The organism is Bradyrhizobium sp. Mp19 (assembly GCF_029952935.1).
In the GTDB taxonomy this organism is placed as follows: domain Bacteria; phylum Pseudomonadota; class Alphaproteobacteria; order Rhizobiales; family Xanthobacteraceae; genus Bradyrhizobium; species Bradyrhizobium elkanii.
Genome location: NZ_JASAUT010000056.1, coordinates 1 through 17,592, shown reverse-complemented (window position 1 = coordinate 17,592; position 17,592 = coordinate 1). Strand labels below are relative to the sequence as shown.

The 17,592-nt window shown below is 58.1% G+C and carries 12 protein-coding genes; all 12 read left to right on the top strand.

From position 1 onward, the window contains the following. Nucleotides 1–66 precede the first annotated feature (66 nt). The 12 genes from QJT82_RS36755 (at nt 67) to QJT82_RS36700 (ending at nt 17,532) form a co-directional block, all read left to right on the top strand. Nucleotides 67–873, top strand: coding sequence for an ABC transporter permease (locus QJT82_RS36755; RefSeq protein ID WP_080686883.1), 807 nt, complete (start codon nt 67–69; stop codon nt 871–873). Further along, a complete protein-coding gene (locus tag QJT82_RS36750) occupies nt 860–2,377 on the top strand; it encodes an ABC transporter ATP-binding protein (RefSeq protein ID WP_063607111.1) in 1,518 nt (505 codons plus the stop codon). Before QJT82_RS36755 ends, QJT82_RS36750 begins: the two co-directional genes overlap by 14 nt. Further along, nucleotides 2,374–3,840, top strand: a complete 1,467-nt coding sequence (locus QJT82_RS36745; protein ID WP_259266162.1) for a hypothetical protein — start codon at nt 2,374–2,376, stop codon at nt 3,838–3,840. The genes QJT82_RS36750 and QJT82_RS36745 overlap by 4 nt, the downstream gene beginning before the upstream one ends. A gap of 204 nt (nt 3,841–4,044) precedes the next feature. Next, nucleotides 4,045–4,962: a class I SAM-dependent methyltransferase gene (locus QJT82_RS36740; RefSeq protein WP_196238210.1), complete on the top strand. Its 918-nt coding sequence runs from the start codon at nt 4,045–4,047 to the stop codon at nt 4,960–4,962. A 91-nt stretch (nt 4,963–5,053) separates the two neighbouring features. Beyond that, nucleotides 5,054–7,000 (top strand): asparagine synthase (glutamine-hydrolyzing), encoded by a 1,947-nt coding sequence (gene asnB / locus QJT82_RS36735; protein ID WP_028343093.1) that lies wholly within the window; start codon nt 5,054–5,056, stop codon nt 6,998–7,000. Nucleotides 7,001–7,078: 78 nt separating this feature from the next. Beyond that, entirely contained in the window at nt 7,079–8,677 is a 1,599-nt protein-coding gene (locus QJT82_RS36730) for a glycosyltransferase (RefSeq protein WP_080686881.1), read from the top strand. Nucleotides 8,678–8,692: 15 nt separating this feature from the next. Next, a complete protein-coding gene (locus QJT82_RS36725; RefSeq protein ID WP_155258680.1) occupies nt 8,693–9,886 on the top strand; it encodes a glycosyltransferase in 1,194 nt (397 codons plus the stop codon). 21 nt (nt 9,887–9,907) lie between these two features. Next, a complete protein-coding gene (gene asnB / locus QJT82_RS36720; protein WP_028343088.1) occupies nt 9,908–11,818 on the top strand; it encodes an asparagine synthase (glutamine-hydrolyzing) in 1,911 nt (636 codons plus the stop codon). Nucleotides 11,819–11,840: 22 nt separating this feature from the next. Next, a complete protein-coding gene (locus QJT82_RS36715) occupies nt 11,841–13,079 on the top strand; it encodes a glycosyltransferase family 4 protein (protein ID WP_155258679.1) in 1,239 nt (412 codons plus the stop codon). 61 nt (nt 13,080–13,140) lie between these two features. Then, entirely contained in the window at nt 13,141–14,154 is a 1,014-nt protein-coding gene (locus tag QJT82_RS36710) for a class I SAM-dependent methyltransferase (protein ID WP_035632531.1), read from the top strand. Between the two features lie 142 nt (nt 14,155–14,296). After that, nucleotides 14,297–16,213, top strand: coding sequence for an asparagine synthase (glutamine-hydrolyzing) (gene asnB, locus QJT82_RS36705; protein WP_035632529.1), 1,917 nt, complete (start codon nt 14,297–14,299; stop codon nt 16,211–16,213). A gap of 119 nt (nt 16,214–16,332) precedes the next feature. Continuing rightward, entirely contained in the window at nt 16,333–17,532 is a 1,200-nt protein-coding gene (locus tag QJT82_RS36700) for a nucleotide sugar dehydrogenase (protein WP_281446687.1), read from the top strand. Nucleotides 17,533–17,592: the final 60 nt, after the last annotated feature.

The window sequence follows — 17,592 nt, the reverse complement described above, 5'->3', positions numbered from 1 at the left end:
CGATCGACGGGGCAGACCAAGGCCCAAGGAGCTTCTTCTCCACCGCATCGATGAAGCTGATGGAAAATGAAATACTCATCAAATCTGAATGTTTTTCGACTTCTTTCGATCTACGGAGCGCGCGTCATCGAGGGGGTGGCTCACGACGTGCGCCAGCGTTATCTTGGATCAGTGGTTGGCATTGGTTGGGCAGTCCTTCTGCCCGCGATGCAGCTAAGCATCTACGCCGGATTGTATGCTTTCGTATTCAAGGTCCGCCCCAGCGGTCTCAATGAGTGGGGCTATATCCTGCTGGTCTTCTCCGGGCTGGTTCCGATCATGGCCTTCAACGAAGCGCTCACGAGCTCAATTTCCTCGGTCTCTGCAAACAAGAATCTGCTGCTCAACACGGTGTTTCCCGCGGAGTTGATCCCGCTGCGATCTGTGGTGGCGGCGCACTTCCCTCATCTGTTCGGTCTCGCAATCACGCTCTGCCTGGGCTTCGTTCTTGGGCGAACCGATTGGAAGGCCATCGTGCTCGTTCCCGTGTGTTGGCTCCTCCTGCTGATGTTTGCGACTGGAATTGGATGGATACTTTCGCTTGTCTCGTTGATTGCGAAAGACATTCAGCAGGTCATCGGACTGGTTCTTATGGTCATGATGATCATCAGTCCGTTCGCCTATACTCCGGAGATGGTTCCGGGTGTCATGAAGCCGCTGCTTCTCCTGAATCCGCTTTCCTACTTCGTGCTGACGTTTCAGCAGCTCATCTGCTACGGCAACTGGCCCGACCCCCGCATTTTCGGCGGCGCAGCTCTGATAGCGATCACGAGCTTTATGGTGGGATACTCGTTCTTCCAGCGCGCAAAGGGTGTGTTCTTTGACTACGCTTGAGCAGTTCGCGATCAAGTTCGAAGCGGTTTCCAAGATCTACAAGCTCTATGGAAGTCAAGGCGACCAGCTGGTCGACGTTCTTGGCCTGCAGCGCTTCGGATTTCGAACCCGTCAACAGCCGAAGATTTTTCCTGCGCTCAGCGACATTTCCATCGCGGTGCCGCGTGGCCACAGGATCGGGATCATCGGGCGGAACGGGGCGGGAAAGACCACGCTGTTGAAGCTCGTCTGCGGAAATTTCTCGCCGACACATGGATCGGTGTCGGTGAATGGGGAAGTTCAGGCACTGATGGCCGCGGGCCTCGGGTTTCATCCGGAACATACCGGGCGGGAAAACGTCGAAGCTTCATTGCAGTACAACGGCCTTCGCAAGGACGAGTATCGGGACGCAATCGAGGGAATCATCGAGTTCTGCGAGCTCGGCGACTTCTTCGATCAGCCGATCAAGACCTATTCGTTGGGCATGCTGGCGCGCCTGATGTTTGCCGCCGCAACCGCGATCCGGCCGGAGATATTGATCGTCGATGAAGTCCTCGGCGCTGGGGATGCTTACTTCGTCGCAAAATCGAAGGCCAGGGTGGAGGCCCTGGTGCGAAGTGGCTGCACGATGCTGCTTGTTTCCCACTCAATGCCGCAGGTACTCGAGCTGTGCAGCGAAGTGATCTGGCTTCACGAGGGCAAGATCCGCATGCAGGGGGATGCCTTCGCAGTGGTGAAGGCCTATGAGGAGTTCGTGCACGGAGGGGGCGATCAGCGCTTTCAGGCGCCCGTGGTTTCGTCTGCCGCCGGCGACGATGGCGCAGCGGCAAGGGCTGCTGGTTCAGTGTCGCTGCCAGCGCGATCAGAAAAGCCCGCGGATGGCAAAGCAACATTTGATCGAGAGGTCTTGTTGCAGGAGCCGCATTTCGCTCCACACGCGACGGCAGCTGTTTTTCCGGCGATCGAGCCGCCCCGGGATTTCAAGTTCGTCGCGCGTGGCGGGCTATCGAGATGGGCATCAAGCGGCGATTTGAAGCTGTCCGGATTTACGATGGTCACGGAGCGCGGAGAGACCAACAGATTGATGGCGCTGGCGCCGGCCAAGCTGGTGCTGAATGTGGTTGCCTGCGTGGATGGGGACTTTGAGTGCCGATACGGCATCGTCGTGCTCGACTATTTGGGAGCATGCCGGGCAAAGCTCATAAGTCCCCCCGACAAGTTTTCCGCGACGAAAGGACAAGAACGCTGCGTGGAGATGCTGTTTAATCCAGTGCAGCTCGGGCCGGGTGAATACGTTGTAAGCCTCAGTATCCATGGGGCCGATCACCTGGCAAAATTCAACGGCACCGTGCGTCACGACTTGTTGTCGCGAAGCTTCGATCTGATCGTTGAGGTTCAGGAATCTCTGGTTGACGTTTCCGCGGACTTCTTTCATTCGGCGGAGTGGCAGTTCGCTCCCGATCAGGACTCGGGTTTGAGCTTGAATCCGGAGGCTCGGCATTTGCTGGATACCGAGATTCGATGACAGGTCGAGTGATGCGGGTTCTGGTAGCCTATTCGGCTGCCGCGAATGTTGTCCCGACAACATTGGAATACCTTACTGCGCTGAAGGACCTTCCCGGCTGCGAAGTCCAGTTCGTGCATTGCACGGACGACGCACGGCTGAATTTTGACATCAATGAATTCGATGTCCTGATCAACAGCTACAGTGCGCGGCTCTGTTTTGATTGGTACTTGAACCCCGATTACGTGCGAGCCGTTCTGTCGTTTCGTGGCCTGAAGATCGCAATAGCGCAGGACGAGTACGATCGGACAGGTGTGCTGCGGAGTGCGATCAGGCGCCTCGGCTTTCACGTTCTGCTTACAAGCGTTCAGAAGGAATTCTGGCCGCTTGTGTACCCCGCGATGCAGCTGCCGGGTGTTGCTTTGAGGCAGGTGCTGACGGGATACGCGCCGGCCGCACATCCGGATCGCCGGATCAAGCCGCTGGCTGAGCGACCTTTTCCGATCGGTTATCGCGGCCGTCAAATCGGCGCGAGGTACGGACGACTCGGCTTTGAGAAATTCGAGATTGGCCGCTACATGGCCGCGCTTTGCGATGAGTTGGGCCAGCCGCACAACATCAGGACTGATGAAGCCAGTCGAATCTACGGCGAGGACTGGTTCAACTTCATCGGTGACTGCCGAGCTATGCTTGGCAGCGAGAGCGGAAGCAACGCCTTCGATTTCGACCAGGAGCTCGAGCGGGAGATTGAGCGATTCCGTGCCCTGCATGGCCGTGCGCCTGAATATCCAGAGCTGGCTGACTTCCTGGCGCCTTTCGAGCAGCCATTTGATACCGGACAGGTCTCTCCGCGTGTGTTCGAATGCGCTGCGATGATGACGCCAATGATTCTCTTTCGAGGACGCTATTCCGATGCGATCGTCCCGGATGTTCACTACATCCCGTTGGAGAAAGATTTCTCGAACGCCCGCCATGTTCTGGCACAGCTTGACAATCTTGAGTCCCTGCAGGGCTATGTGGAACGAGCTCACGAACATCTGATTGCATCTGGTAACTACAGCTACCGTGCGCTCACTTCGGTGATCGCGTCCGCGATTGAAGAGCTTTATCCAAGCGTCGTCACAGATCCCGAAAGGCAACATTGGCAGTCGGTTGCGCAGCCGTGGCGATCTCCCCATGATCCGCAGGATCCCTACACGGTCGCATTGTCGGAGGTGCCCACCGACGTACCTCAGTTGTCAGCCTATCTGTCTGCCAAGCAGGACCATCTAAGGCAGCTGCTCGAACCGAGGAGCGAGCCGCAAAATGATGCTGTGCCTCGAGCCGCGGATGATGTTCCGCTGGCCGAAGATGATGCTCGTCAGGCGGCGGAGCCGGTCGAGCCGGATATGAGTCCGGTTGGACCCATAGGGAAAATGTGGAGAGCGGTGCCTGGAAGGGTCAGAAGCCGGGTCAGTCCGCTGTTGGCTTGGTTGGCGAGGTAACTTCTCTGATCGCCACCGGCAAATGCCGAAAGGCGCTCATGTCAGGGCCGTCTCGGCTTCGTTGGCGCCGAGGTGAGTGTTGATCTCGTGGCCGGCAATTTCGCTGAAGGACCAACAAAGTGGCACGGCGGGCGTTTGACGTTTTGGGTCTCTACGTCAATTCGGTAGGAGCTTAGATCAATGTTGAGGCGAATAGGAGCATCTTTGGCGAACAAGTTTAAGGGCGGCCGCACGGTGCTTGCGGCTGCGACCTCGCCTCACACCGAGGCCGATCCCTCTTCTGAATCTTACTGGAGCGACTTCAACGTCACGCTCCATAAGAAATTCTCGTCGCCGGCCGAGTCTCTCGACTATATGCATTGGCGAAACGACCAATATGTCGACTACATCAAGTTTCTGCCGGTTTCGTCTCACGATGGCGAGGTGATCGTCGATTACGGCTGCGGTCCCGGTCACGACCTGGTTGGGTTTCTAACGTATTCCCGCCCTGCAGCCGTGTATGGCATGGACATTTCCCGTCCGTCGCTGGCGGAGTCGGCGGATCGCCTGCGCGTTCACGGGTATGATTGCAAGCTTATCCACGTATCCGAAACTGACGATCGCATCCCTCTTGATGATGGAACGGTCGATTATGTGCACTGTTCCGGAGTGCTCAATCACGTCCCGAGCCCGGAGAAAATTCTGAAAGAGTTTCGGCGAATCCTGAAGCCGTCGGGATACGCGCGGCTGATGGTCTACAATCGCAACAGCATTTGGGTTCATCTGTTCGTTTCTCACGTCTTGCCGGCGAGCGACGCAAAATATCGCGGTCTTTCGCGTGAGGAAGCCTTCAGGCGATCTACCGATACTTTCGACTGTCCGATAAGCCGAAATTGGACGACGCAAGAGATGAATGAGCTTGCGGGCATTTCGGGGTTCAGTGCCAAGCACATCGGGAATGCGGTTTCCATCTTCGAAATGTCGTTGCTGCCGCAGCGGTTCACGCCGATGATGGATCGATCCTTCGACGCTGAAAGTCGTCAGTTTCTCTCGAGGCTGGAATTTGATGCCAGAGGTGTGCCGTATGTCGACGGACAGGCCGCCGGAATTGACGGCTGCTACGAGCTTCGGAAAGTGGAATGACATACTCCGTGTACTCGAAGACACTTTCCATTGCTCGTTGCGGTAGTCGCGCGAGTGGGCCGAGTGTCCTGACTCAGATGTCGTATCGCTGATGTGCGGCATATTCGGCGTGTTCGATCGCGGTGGATTCCGCATGCCACCGAGGGATCTCCTCAAGGGGTTGTCCGTTGCTGCGCACCGTGGTCCTGACGGAGAGGGGGCCGTCTGGTTCGATACGCGACAGGGCAGGGGGAAAGTCATTCCCGACGGTGATTTGTCTGCAAATGGAGATGAGGCCAATCTCCTTCTTGCGCACCGGAGGCTCGCCATCATCGACCTGTCGGACTCCGGCCATCAGCCGATGGCGTCCGATGACGGGCGACTCTGGATCACCTACAACGGCGAAATTTATAACTATCTTGAACTGCGCGCCGAACTGGAGGGGCGCGGGGCTATATTCCGCTCTCATTCCGACACGGAAGTCATTCTTCGAGCCTATGAGGCATGGGGACCTGATGCTTTCACCCGCTTCGTCGGAATGTGGGCGCTCGCAATCCTCGATCTTCGCCAACGTCACCTGATTCTGTCGCGCGATCGTTTCGGGATCAAGCCGCTTCACTATGCTGCGGTCGGCGACCGCTTTGCGTTTGGTTCGGAGATCAAGCAACTGCTTGAAGTCCCGTGGGTGCCACGGACGCTCAACACCCGAGCGGTGTACGATTATCTTCAGTACGAGATTTCAGACGTCAGTGACGAGACGTTTTTTGCCGGTATCAGCAAGCTCCGTCCTGGAAGGACGCTCGTATTGCCCCTGGACCAGGGCGGGCTGGACGAGCGGCGGTACTACACCCCCGCCGCGGGTCCCGTGCTCGAGGGCATTTCGCCGGAAGAGGCGGCCCGACGATTCCGCGAACTGCTTCGCGAAAGCGTTCGCATCCATCTACGCGCCGATGTGCCGGTGGGTACCTGTCTTTCGGGCGGACTGGACAGCGGCGCCATTGCGGTGCTGATGCGGGATATTTCACAAGAATCGCAATTGCCGGTCGAGAGGCACGCGTTTAGCTGCCACTTCGACATCGCCGTAGCGAATGAGTTGGAATTCACCCGGCAGAACATGGCTGCAGCCGAGGTGCAGCCGCATTTCATTGAGCCGGGCGACAGGGACATTGAGGCGGACCTGCAAGCTCTCATATGGCATCAGGACGAGCCCTTTGGGTCGACCTCCATCTTCGCGCAGTGGTCGGTGTTTCGCTTGATACGTGATAGGGGCGTGAAAGTGGTGCTCGACGGGCAGGGGTCGGACGAGATGCTCGGAGGCTACGCGAGCACTGTACCGCACTTCTTCCTGGAGATGGCTGCGAAGGGGCGATTCCTGAAGGTATTGCTTGAGAGCTGGCAGTGGTCCCGCATGCAAGGAACACCTTGGCATACGACTCTTCCATGGAGCCGGCTGCGCGGGATATTCGCCGCCCTGGCTGGCGAGAAATCGCCACCAGCGAGCGCGCCTCAGCTCCCCTGGATGCGGGCGGATTTCGAACGAGCATGTGCTGACGCATCGCGGACCAGATTGCAGTCTTTTGAGACCAAGTGGGACGCCAAGGCGCCATTCGCGAGCGTGCTTCGCCGCTTCTTCTTCGAGAGCAACCTGCCGGCGCTGCTGCGCTTCGAGGATCGAAACTCGATGGCTTTCTCGGTTGAATCCAGGGTGCCGTTTCTCGATCATCGTTTGGTTGATTTTGCATTTGCGCTTCCGTCTGACATCAAATTCCGCGGCGGCTACGCGAAGCGTGTGCTGCGTGACGCGATGGATGGAATTTTGCCGGAACCTGTCAGGATGCGCGCTCGAAAGATGGGCTTCGCAACGCCGGAGCTGCACTGGCAGACAACCGTGTTGAGTCCTCTCATCTCGGATGCCGTAAACTCGGATGCTCTTGCCGATTTCATCGACCGCGACGGCGCCCGCGCCGCTTTCTCGAATATCAAGGAAGCCGGCCGTCTCGACTTTTTGCCTTGGCGTTGGCTCAATCTCTATATGTGGCGGAAGCAGTTCAATGTCTGATCGCTCTCACGTATTTTCGTTTCTTGTATCGTGGAAGCCCGGACTCCCGAACTGCCTGATTGCTGGGTGAAGAATCGGATGAAGGACGTGGACCGCAGGCCCGTTGTTGTTTCGCTAACGCCGCTGCCATTGTCGGCTGACAGCCGGACGCTTAAACAAGTCACCTCGGTGCATCGGTTTGGATTCAAATCGATTGTTATCGAGGGGGCGCCGAGTCGCCTTGCCGATGAGGCAATCCCATTCGAGATCATTTCGATCGGCGCCCGTGCTCAACCTCAAACGTCCACTGATGCTGCGCCAGTCGCGTCCGAAGCGGTCGCAGCTCCACATCCCGAGGCTGAGGAGAAATTAGCTGCCGTTGTTCCAGATCCCGTTGGAATTCAGGATATCAAGAGCCTGTCGATACTGCACCGATGGCCTATTGGCCGGCTTGTCCTTCGTATTCCAGGCTTGAGGCGTGTCGCGCGCGCCCTGCAGCGCAACCTTCTTCGAGCGCTTGTTTCCCTGAATGGAGGCAAGCAACTCCAACAGCGTCCCTCTATCGCGCAGATCATTTTCGCTCTTCCCTACGCGATGATCCTGCTTGCCAGGGAAGTCGTGGGGTGGTTGCCCACTCGAATTCTTCCTGCTGGAATCTCCCAATCACTCCGTGCTGCTGCCATCAACCCTCTGGCCTTCGCTAACTATCTCGCGACATACCTTGATCAACACGTCTTTAAGGTCCTTTCCGTCACTCCTCGTGCCGATCTCTACTATCTTCACTCATTCTATCAATTTCCTGCGGTTTTCCTGCTCTGCCTTCGGTATCGAGCCAGGATGATCTACGACGCACATGATTTCTATCAGCATCAAAAGGAAGACCCCACTGTCTCTTCCTATTGGAAGAAGTGGGTGATTCCGTTCGAAGGCGCGATTGAGGCCGCATGTATCCGGTTCGCCTCCGACGTCGTGACGGTGAATGAGGGTATCGCAGCCTTGATGCGCGAACGGTTTGGGTGCGAGCCGGTGATCCTGCGCAACGCGCATGATTTCCGGTTGGATCGTCAAGTTCCCCGGACAATCCGCGACGCGATTGGTCTCGCGCCGGAAGCGTTCCTCGTCGTGTTTATCGGAAACTATAAGTCGGGCATGACCCTCGAAGGCGCCTTCGACGCCTTGGTATCCCTGCCGAAGCACGTTCATCTCGCATTCCTGGGCGGACGCTATCCCGATTGCAACGACGCGCTAGCGACGCGTGGCCTGGAAGGCCGCGTGCACTTCGTTCCGCCCGTGCTGCCACAGGAAATCGTCCCCGTCGCTGCGTCAGCCGACGTCGCGGTCCTGCTCTATTTCAAGAGGACTATCCAATATCCCAACATCCTGCCGAACGGCTTCTTTCAGTCGGTGGCGGCAGGGTTGCCGCTGGTTTATCCCGATCTCGAGCAGATCCGACGCGTTGCCGAGCGCCACAAGCTTGGAATCATGGCCAATGCGCAGGATGCCAACGAGATCAGATCAGCGCTCCAGCTGCTGGTCGAGAATGACGAAGTTCGCGAGACCTTTCGGGAAAATGTTCGGGTAAGCCGTCAGGAGCTTTGCTGGGCGTATGAGGAGCGAACGCTCGAGCCGCTTCTTAATCGACATCTCAGCAAGTCGGCTCCAAATGTGTCGCGCATTGAAGACAAAGTTGCGCACTGACCGAGAAGTAACAAGGTGACAAAGAAGAAAGTTCTTTTCCTCGACCAAAACGGAACCGGGAAGGTCGTCCTGACGGCTGCGACGGTGCTGCGTGGTGTTTTTGGCGTAAAGGCAGGTGCTCAGCCTCCCGGCCCGCTCCAGCGCAGTGCACTGGTACGCAACCTCTATGCGCATTTGTATGACTTTAACCAGCGCCTCTCATACGTTAGGGACTGGCGCGATGCGTTTTGCCGGTCTCCCAAGCTCGATGTAACGGTTTGCGACATCAACAACCTGGTCGATCTTGGACGCCATCTGCTGCGCATTCGATCTTACGATCTCATCATCGTGTCTCATGTCGCGGCCGGCGACGACCTGTCGCTGATTAGCCGAGCGGCTCCATTCCTGGCCCGCCGCGCTTGTCCCATCATAGTATTCCTTGGCAACGAGTATGATCTGCTCGATCAGAAGCTCGAGTTTTGCCGGGAGGTGAAAGCCGAATTCCTCTGCAGTCAGCTTCCCATTGCGGCGGCCGAATATCTCTATGGCGAGTTGGAAGGAACGCGCATCCTTGCGACGCCGCACGCGCTCAATCCTTCCGTATATTCACCGCAGCCTGATGCGCGTCGTGATATCGACGTGGGGTTTGTCGGTGACATCTATTGGCCCTTTGTTGGAGATCGAGAACGAACCGATCTGATTGGGTATTTTGAAAAGCACGGCGAGGAGCTGGGCATTCGATGTGACATTCGAGGTGGCCGCTCGTCGCGAATGCCGCGCGACGATTGGGCTGTCTTCCTCAATCGCTGCCGCACCTTGATCGGCGCGGAATCTGGGACCTACTACCTCAATGAAAAAGGCGCGCTTCTCGATCGCGCCAGAACCTACAACCTGAAGCAGAACCAGGATGCCAGCTTCGAGGAAGTGTTCGAGAAGTTCTTTATTGGCGTCCCCCGCGGCGTGTCGGGCAAGAGCATCTCGTCAAGGCACTTCGAAGCGATTGGTACCAAGACCTGCCAAGTCCTGATCGAAGGAGGCTATAACGGCATTCTCAGGGCCAACGAGCACTATATCCCCGTGCGGTCCGACCTGTCGAACGTCGACGAGGCTGTCCGTGCGCTCCGGGACGAGACGCATTGCCGCGAGATTGCGGAACGTGCCTATGATTTGGCGATGTCCGGGCACACCTACGATCATCGCGTGGCCGACATTTTGGCACGCGCTCTTTAGCCAATGGGCAGATAATTCAAGATGTGCGGAATCGCGGGAATCCTGAATTTTGATCGGCAAAGGCCGGTTGATCGCGAACTGGTCGTGGCGATGACGAGAGCTGTCGCTCATCGAGGTCCGGACGCCGAGGGCATATGGGTGAACGGCCCTGTGGGGCTGGGTCACCGTCGCCTTTCGATCATCGACCTCTCGGTGGCCGCCGAACAGCCGATGGTCTCCGACGACGGACAGGTCCGCATTGTCTACAACGGCGAAGTCTACAACTTCGTCGAACTGAGGCGCGAACTGCAAAAGAGAGGCTATGCCTTCCGAACCTCGTCCGATACCGAGGTTATTTTGCAAGCCTATCGATGCTACGGCGTGGACTTCCTGACGCGGTTGCGAGGCATGTTCGCGCTGGCGATCTGGGATGCCGGGCAAAGGACGCTGCTGCTCGCACGCGACCGGATCGGGATCAAGCCGCTTTACTATCATATTGGCCAGGACTCCGTATCGTTCGCATCGGAGTTGAAGTCACTTCTGGCAGACCCGCGCACGCCGCGTGAGGTCGATCAGGCGGCGCTGGCGGACTTCCTTCATCTCCTCAGCATTCCGGATCCGCAATCAATTCTGAAGGGAATTCGGCGGCTCGAGGCCGGTCACGTGCTTATCGTTCGCGGACGCGATGTGCAGGACCGCGAGTACTGGAGCGTTCCCTTGCCGGCCGCTCCGCGCGCTCTTTCACTCGCCGACGCTTGCGCTGAATTCGATGAGCGTTTTGGAAGCGCCGTTCGAAGCCATCTTGTCGCGGATGTACCGGTGGGGGCTTTCCTAAGCGGTGGGGTCGATTCGAGTTCGGTCGTCGCCTTGGTAGGGCCGCAGGCCAGCGCCGGCATGCGAACCTTTTCTGTCGTATTTCGCGGAGATGAGGTTTTCGACGAGGGACCTTATGCCAGGGCCGTGGCGGAGCGCTATGGTACCGCGCACCGGGAGATAGACCTCGGCGCGGAGGCGGGCGACTTTCTTCCCGCGATGGCGTGGCATTGCGATGAACCCTTTGCAGTGTCATCGGCGCTCGGGATCTACTTTCTGGCCAAAGCGGCGAGGGACGACGGAATCAAAGTCGTTCTGACGGGCGACGGCGGCGACGAGGTGTTTGCCGGATACACTTGGAGGCACCAGGACTTCGTGCCGCTGCTCGGGCAAAAATACGGCCCCCTGCAGCGGCTTCTCGCTCGGACTGGAGCCATCGGCAATCGAATTGCTCCGGGCCACCGGTTGTGGCGCGCAATGAGCAGGGATCAGCGAGAGTCGGGGCGCTATATCGACAGTTATGCGTGCTTCCGAGACATGGACCTCGTGGATTTTGTGCACCCTGATCTCTGGCCTCATCTAAAGGAAGCGTGGTCCAACAATGTCACGGCCCAACATTACGATGCGACGATCGGTCAGCCGGAGCTGACGCGCAAGCTCTACACCGATATGAAGTCATCGCTGATCGGCGAGATGCTGACCAAGGTCGACAGGCTCACAATGGCCGCTGGCGTTGAGGCGCGCGTTCCATTTCTGGATCACGAACTGGTCGAATGGGCATTCTCATTGCCAGGCGATCTCAAGATCAAGGGAAGCGAGGGCAAATTGATCGTGAAGAAAGCCATGGAGTCGCGTCTGCCAACCGACATTCTCTACCGCCCCAAGGCAGGCTTCAATCTGCCGCTTGGCAAGTGGCTGCGGACTGGGTTGAAGGACATGGTCTATGACCTGCTTTCGCCAGCAAGCGTCGCGCGCAGGGGATATTTCAGACCCGATGTTGTCTCGACAATGGTGGATCGTCACATGAAAGGCGGCGACGATATCGGCAACCGGCTGTTCGTGCTGCTCATGCTCGAGCTTTGGCACCGGCAAGTTCTTGATCCCGGCCATTCTGCAATGACCGTCGGTTCGGCGGCTTAGCGGGACGAAGGTGGCAGCTTCGATGACCCGTCCGTTGAAGATTCTGGCGATTGGTTACGCTACGAGTACCCACGTCGTGAACCGGGTGCGCTGTTTTTCCCCCTTGGGGCACAAGGTCTACCTGCTGAGTGCTCCTCCCGCCGCCGGACTGAGCGAAATCATAGAACTCACGCCGTCTGTTCGCCCTGGACAGGATGAATGGATCTCGCGCCTTGTGCGTTTGGGCAGCAAGCTGGCCCGGCGGGATCTGAGCGGACTGTCCGATATGGCGCGGCTGTTCTTCGATTTCCGTCGGCTCGTCAGGACGACAAACCCGGACGTCATCCATGTGCACTACGCATATAGCACCTGGGCGTGGCTGGCAGGCGCTCTGGGATTTCGACCTCTGGTGGTCAGCGTCATGGGGGGCGACGTCCTCTACGAAGAGCAGGGGGCGCCGACGCGACGCGGAATTGCGTTGACCAAGAGACTCTTTGCGGTAGCCGACCGCATAACGGCAAAATCCGACTTCCTGATCGGCAAGCTCAATGAGCTCGGCGGCTACGGCAGCAAAGCGACGCGCGTGGTGTGGGGAGTTGATCCACAGCAGTTCCGGCCGATGGATGCGTCAGCGCTTCGCGCCGAATGCGGAATTCCGGAAGGCGCCCGGGTCGTGCTCAGCCCGAAGATCCTTCAGCCATTCTATAATATCGATGTCCTTGTCGAAGCCATGGCGTTGGTGGTCAAGCGGGTTCAGTCGGCGCATCTGGTTGTCACGGAATATGCTGCCGATCCGCAGTACCGCGCAGAACTCATGGCGCGGATTGAAGCGCTCGGCCTCGCGCGCCATGTCAGCTTTGTTGGCCGCATCCCCCATGACCAGATGCCGATGTTCTATTCCATTGCGGAAGTTGCTGTCGGAATCCCGCGCTCGGATGGCCTGCCGCAGACGCTTCTTGAAGCGATGGCCTGTGGGGTTCCAAACGTCGTCGGTCGGCTCGATCGCTATGGTGAGATCGTCAAGGACGGCGAAAGCGTATTGTTTGCCGACATCGATCCCGCGGACGTCGCCGACGCGATCCTTCGCCTGCTCGAGGACGAGGCCTTGCGTGAGCGCATCGCTGCCAGGGGGCGGGCTATCGTTGTCGAACAGGCCAACTTCCCCATCGACGTGAAGCGTGTCGAGGCGATGTATCGGGAATTGGCCTCTAAGCCTCGAAAGCGCGCCTTCTATCGTCCGCTCATGCTGGTCGATGTGGTCCGCTATTGGCTACGCGTCTGACATGAGCTTGCGCCCCCGCTCCTGGACTCCCGACCTTATTTCAATTGGATAACTCGCCAGCATGAAGCCGATCGTTCCACTCATCTGCCCTGAGACGGGTGAATCACTGCAGCCATTGCCGATGTCCGACGACATCTCCAACCAGACAACGGCGCTAAAGGCATCCGGTGGTCGTACGTATCCCGTCGTCGGAGGTATTCCGCGCTTTGTTGCGCCGGAGAACTACGCCGCAGCTTTTGGGCTGCAATGGAAGACTTTCCGCAAGACCCAGTTGGACTCCTTTACGGGAACGTCGATCAGCCGGGATCGGCTGGAGCGATGCCTTGGCGGCTTCGATGCTGTTCGTGGCAAGAAAGTCTTGGAGGCAGGTTGCGGCGCGGGGCGGTTTACCGAGGTGCTGCTATCCGAAGGCGCGGAGGTGTTTGCGTGCGACCTTTCGACCGCCGTCGAGGCAAACCTGGAGAACTGCGGGGGAAAGCCGGGCTATTTCGTTTGTCAGGCCGATATCCGTGCTCTTCCGGTTGCACCTCAATCATTCGATGTCGTGATCTGCCTTGGAGTCATCCAGCATACCCCCGACCCCGATGAGACCATCAGGGCCCTTGCGGCTCACGTTGCCCCGGGGGGGCTTCTGGTGATCGATCACTATCGATACAGCCACGAGGACATGACCAAGACGCGCCAGCGGCTGCGCAAATTCCTTATTCGGCAGGATGCAAAGCTTGCGATGAATTTCATCAAGACGCTCGTTGCGGTCCTGTGGCCCTTGCACCGCCTGAGCTGGCGCTACCGAAAGCTTCCGCTCGGCAGCAAATTTCGGCAGGCCGTCCTCTACTACTCGCCCGTTCTCGACTATCACGACTATTATGGACAACTGGGACCCAAGCTGCTCTATGCTTGGGCTGTCTTGGATACTCATGACGCGCTCACCGACCGGTACAAGCACAAGAGGTCGACAGAGCAGATTGCGCAAGCGCTCGATGCGATCGGCCTGGTTGGAGTCGAAGCGAGCTACGGTGGGAACGGCGTAGAGGCGCGAGCTCGCGCGCCCGAGCTGTCTCCCGGAAGAAGTTGAGCTATCGAGTGTGGCCGCCGCGCCATGCACAGAGGTAGCTTTCGGATCTCAGGACACTGCTTTCATGGCGTGGGATTGAACGGTCCGGCGCAACCGTGTGATTGCGCCCATTCCTGAATTCGAAATAGCTTAGGGTTATCGTATGTGTGGAATTGCCGGCTTCCTGTCGCTAGGCTCCGATCCTTTTCCCAAGGGAGAGGCAGCGCTGCGCGCAATGTCCTCGCTGATCAGTCATCGCGGTCCCGATGGGGCCGGCGAGTGGACATCGAAGGACAAGCGCGTGGGCTTCGTCCACCGACGGCTCGCCATCATCGATCTGTCGACGGGTGGCGCGCAGCCGATGATTGCGCCGAACGGCACCGTCATCACGTATAACGGTGAGATCTACAACTACATCGAACTGCGCAACGAGCTGTCGTCAGGATGGGCGTTTCGTTCGACGTCAGACACGGAAGTGATCCTTGCCGCTTATGACAAGTGGGGAGACGATTGCGTTTCTCATCTGAGGGGAATGTTCGCATTCGCGATCTGGGATGAGAGACGGCAAAGGCTGTTCGCCGCGCGAGACCGTTTCGGGATCAAGCCCTTCTACTATACGGAGCAGGACGGCACTCTGTTCTTTGCATCAGAGGCCAAGGCCCTGTTGCCCCTGCTGCCGGAGATTCGCACTGACTCGACCGCGCTCGCGGAATATCTGACGTTCCAGTATACGATTGGTGCCAAGACGCTCTTTGCGCATGTCAACGCACTCCTGCCTGGGCATGTGTTCACAGTCGACAATGGAAATGTTCGCGTTCAACGCTACTGGGACGTGCAGTATGTCGTCGATTTCGACCACAGCCCGAGATATTTCGAGGAACGCTTCAGGGAGTTGATCGCCGACTCCATGAATGTCCATTTGCGGGCTGATGTCCCGATCGGCGGCTACGTGTCGGGAGGACTCGACTCGAGCCTCGTCGCGCTTCTGGCTTCGAGTCACGATCATCGCAATCGTCTCGCTTTCCACGGCCGCTTCACGGAATATCCGGGGTACGACGAGAGCCGCTATGCGCAGGAAGTGGCCAACCGGGCCGACATGACGGTGCATATCGCGGATATCACCGCGGAGGATTTCAGACGCTCGCTGCACGATGTCATCTACCATCTTGATTTCCCGGTTGCCGGCCCGGGATCCTTTCCGCAATTCATGGTGTCCGCGCTCGCTGCGAAGCATGTGAAAGTCGTACTCGGTGGGCAGGGCGGGGATGAGCTTCTTGGTGGTTACGCGAGATATCTCGTCGCCTATTTTGAGCAGTGCATCAAGGCGGCCATGGACGGTACGTACCGGGAAGGAAATTACGTCGTTACGATCGAGTCCATCGTTCCGAATCTTGGCTTGCTGCGAGAATACAAGCCGATGATCAAGGAGTTCTGGCGCGAGGGGTTGTTCGACGATCTGGACAAGCGGTATTTCAGGCTTGTTGACCGCTCCACCGACATGGTCGGTGAAGTCGATTGGAAGTCGCTCGACAAGCCGCGTGTCTTTGAGGCGTTCCGCGAAATCTTTAACAACAAGGACAATGTGAGGAAGGAAGCCTATTTCGACAAGATGACTCACTTCGACTTCAAGTGTCTCTTGCCGGCATTGCTGCAGGTCGAAGATCGAATGAGTATGGCGCACGGACTCGAGAGCCGGGTGCCTCTACTCGATCACCCACTGGTCGAGTTTCTGGCGACCGTGCCCGCCGACGTGAAGTTCAAGGGCGGGCAGATGAAGCAACTGATGAAGACCGTCTATCGAGATATTTTGCCCGAGGGCATCTTGAGGCGGCGGGACAAAATGGGCTTTCCGGTTCCGCTGAAGGAGTGGTTTGAAGGGACGCTTCAGGAGTTCGTGACGGATATCTTCGATCAGCAGCGAGCGCGCCAGCGCGACCACTTCAACAGCGGCGTGGTGCTTGCGAACTTTCAGAGTGCTTCGCGCTTCTCGCGCAAGACCTGGGGGCTGTTGTCGCTGGAATTGTGGCACCAGCGCTTCCATGACCGGGCTGCCGAATTCAGAGCCATGGTTCGATCGTAGCCAGACCGAACGGCAGAAAACCCGAGTGATGTTTGACAAAGGCGACTGCCATGTTATCGCATCATGCCGAATGCTCTCCATAGGCTTGGGGCCGCGCCAAGCTTAAATCAGGATCGAAAATGAGACACGGACGCAACATCGCTGTAATTGGGTTGGGCTATGTCGGTTTGCCTGTAGCCGTGTCGTTTGCACGATCGGGCGTGCCGGTGGTCGGGTTCGATATTGACCAAAGGCGCGTTGCGGAGCTCACGGCCGGTAACGACAGAACGCGAGAGGTTGAGGCGCACGATCTGCGTCAGCCGTCGCTCGTCTTCTCATCCGATCTCGAGGCAATGGCGGGCTCCGATTTCTACATCGTGACGGTACCCACGCCGATCGACGAGGCGAGGCGGCCGGACCTGGGCGCCATGATCTCCGCATCGCGATCAATCGGCCGCGTGCTGAAGAAGGGCGATATCGTCGTCTATGAGTCAACGGTCTATCCCGGCGCCGTGGAAGAGGAATGCATTCCGGTCCTGCAGGCGGTATCGGGGCTCAAGGCGGGCGAGGACTTCACGGTCGGCTATTCGCCGGAACGAATAAACCCGGGCGACAAGCAGCACCGGTTCGAAACCATCGCCAAGGTGGTTTCGGCGCAGGATCAGCGCACGCTCGATGTCGTTGCCGAAGTCTATGGATCGGTCGTGACGGCCGGTATTCATCGCGCGCCGACCATCAAGGTGGCAGAGGCAGCAAAGGTCATCGAAAATACCCAGCGCGATTTGAACATCGCCTTCATGAACGAACTGTCGCTGATCTTTCAGGCCCTCAACATCGATACTGCGGACGTGTTGTCCGCCGCACGGACCAAATGGAATTTTCTGCCGTTCCAGCCAGGGCTCGTCGGTGGTCATTGCATCGGTGTTGACCCCTACTATCTGACTTATCGCGCAGAGAAGGCCGGCTATCATCCGGAGGTCATTCTCGCGGGTCGGCGGATCAATGACGGCATGGGGCAGCGGGTGGCGCGGGAGTGCGTCAGGGGGCTGCTGCGACGCAAGGCGCAAAGCGGTGTAGTCACGGTCCTTGGACTCACATTCAAGGAGGACGTCCCGGATACGCGGAACTCGCGGGTCGTCGATATTGTGCGCGAGCTGCAGTCGTTCGGCTTGGTGGTGCAGCTGCATGATCCTCTCGCAGATGCAGCCGATGCTGAGGAAGAATACGGGGTCAAACTCTTGCCGCTCAACGAGCTGCAATCGGCGGATGCCGTCGTTCTGGCGGTAGCCCACAACGAATACGCGACCGGCGGGTGGCCGCTGATTCAAGTCGGATCGTAGCCATGTCGTTCTGTGAGCCAAGGAGTTGCCAGACATATTTGTCTTCCTAAGACCGCTTGG

Coding starts and splice junctions, on each gene's coding strand:
- QJT82_RS36755 (WP_080686883.1), top strand. CDS start 67: ATGAAATACTCATCAAATCTGAATGTTTTTCGACTTCTTTCGATCTAC.
- QJT82_RS36745 (WP_259266162.1), top strand. CDS start 2,374: ATGACAGGTCGAGTGATGCGGGTTCTGGTAGCCTATTCGGCTGCCGCG.
- asnB (WP_028343093.1), top strand. CDS start 5,054: ATGTGCGGCATATTCGGCGTGTTCGATCGCGGTGGATTCCGCATGCCA.
- QJT82_RS36730 (WP_080686881.1), top strand. CDS start 7,079: ATGAAGGACGTGGACCGCAGGCCCGTTGTTGTTTCGCTAACGCCGCTG.
- asnB (WP_028343088.1), top strand. CDS start 9,908: ATGTGCGGAATCGCGGGAATCCTGAATTTTGATCGGCAAAGGCCGGTT.
- QJT82_RS36715 (WP_155258679.1), top strand. CDS start 11,841: ATGACCCGTCCGTTGAAGATTCTGGCGATTGGTTACGCTACGAGTACC.
- QJT82_RS36710 (WP_035632531.1), top strand. CDS start 13,141: ATGAAGCCGATCGTTCCACTCATCTGCCCTGAGACGGGTGAATCACTG.
- asnB (WP_035632529.1), top strand. CDS start 14,297: ATGTGTGGAATTGCCGGCTTCCTGTCGCTAGGCTCCGATCCTTTTCCC.
- QJT82_RS36700 (WP_281446687.1), top strand. CDS start 16,333: ATGAGACACGGACGCAACATCGCTGTAATTGGGTTGGGCTATGTCGGT.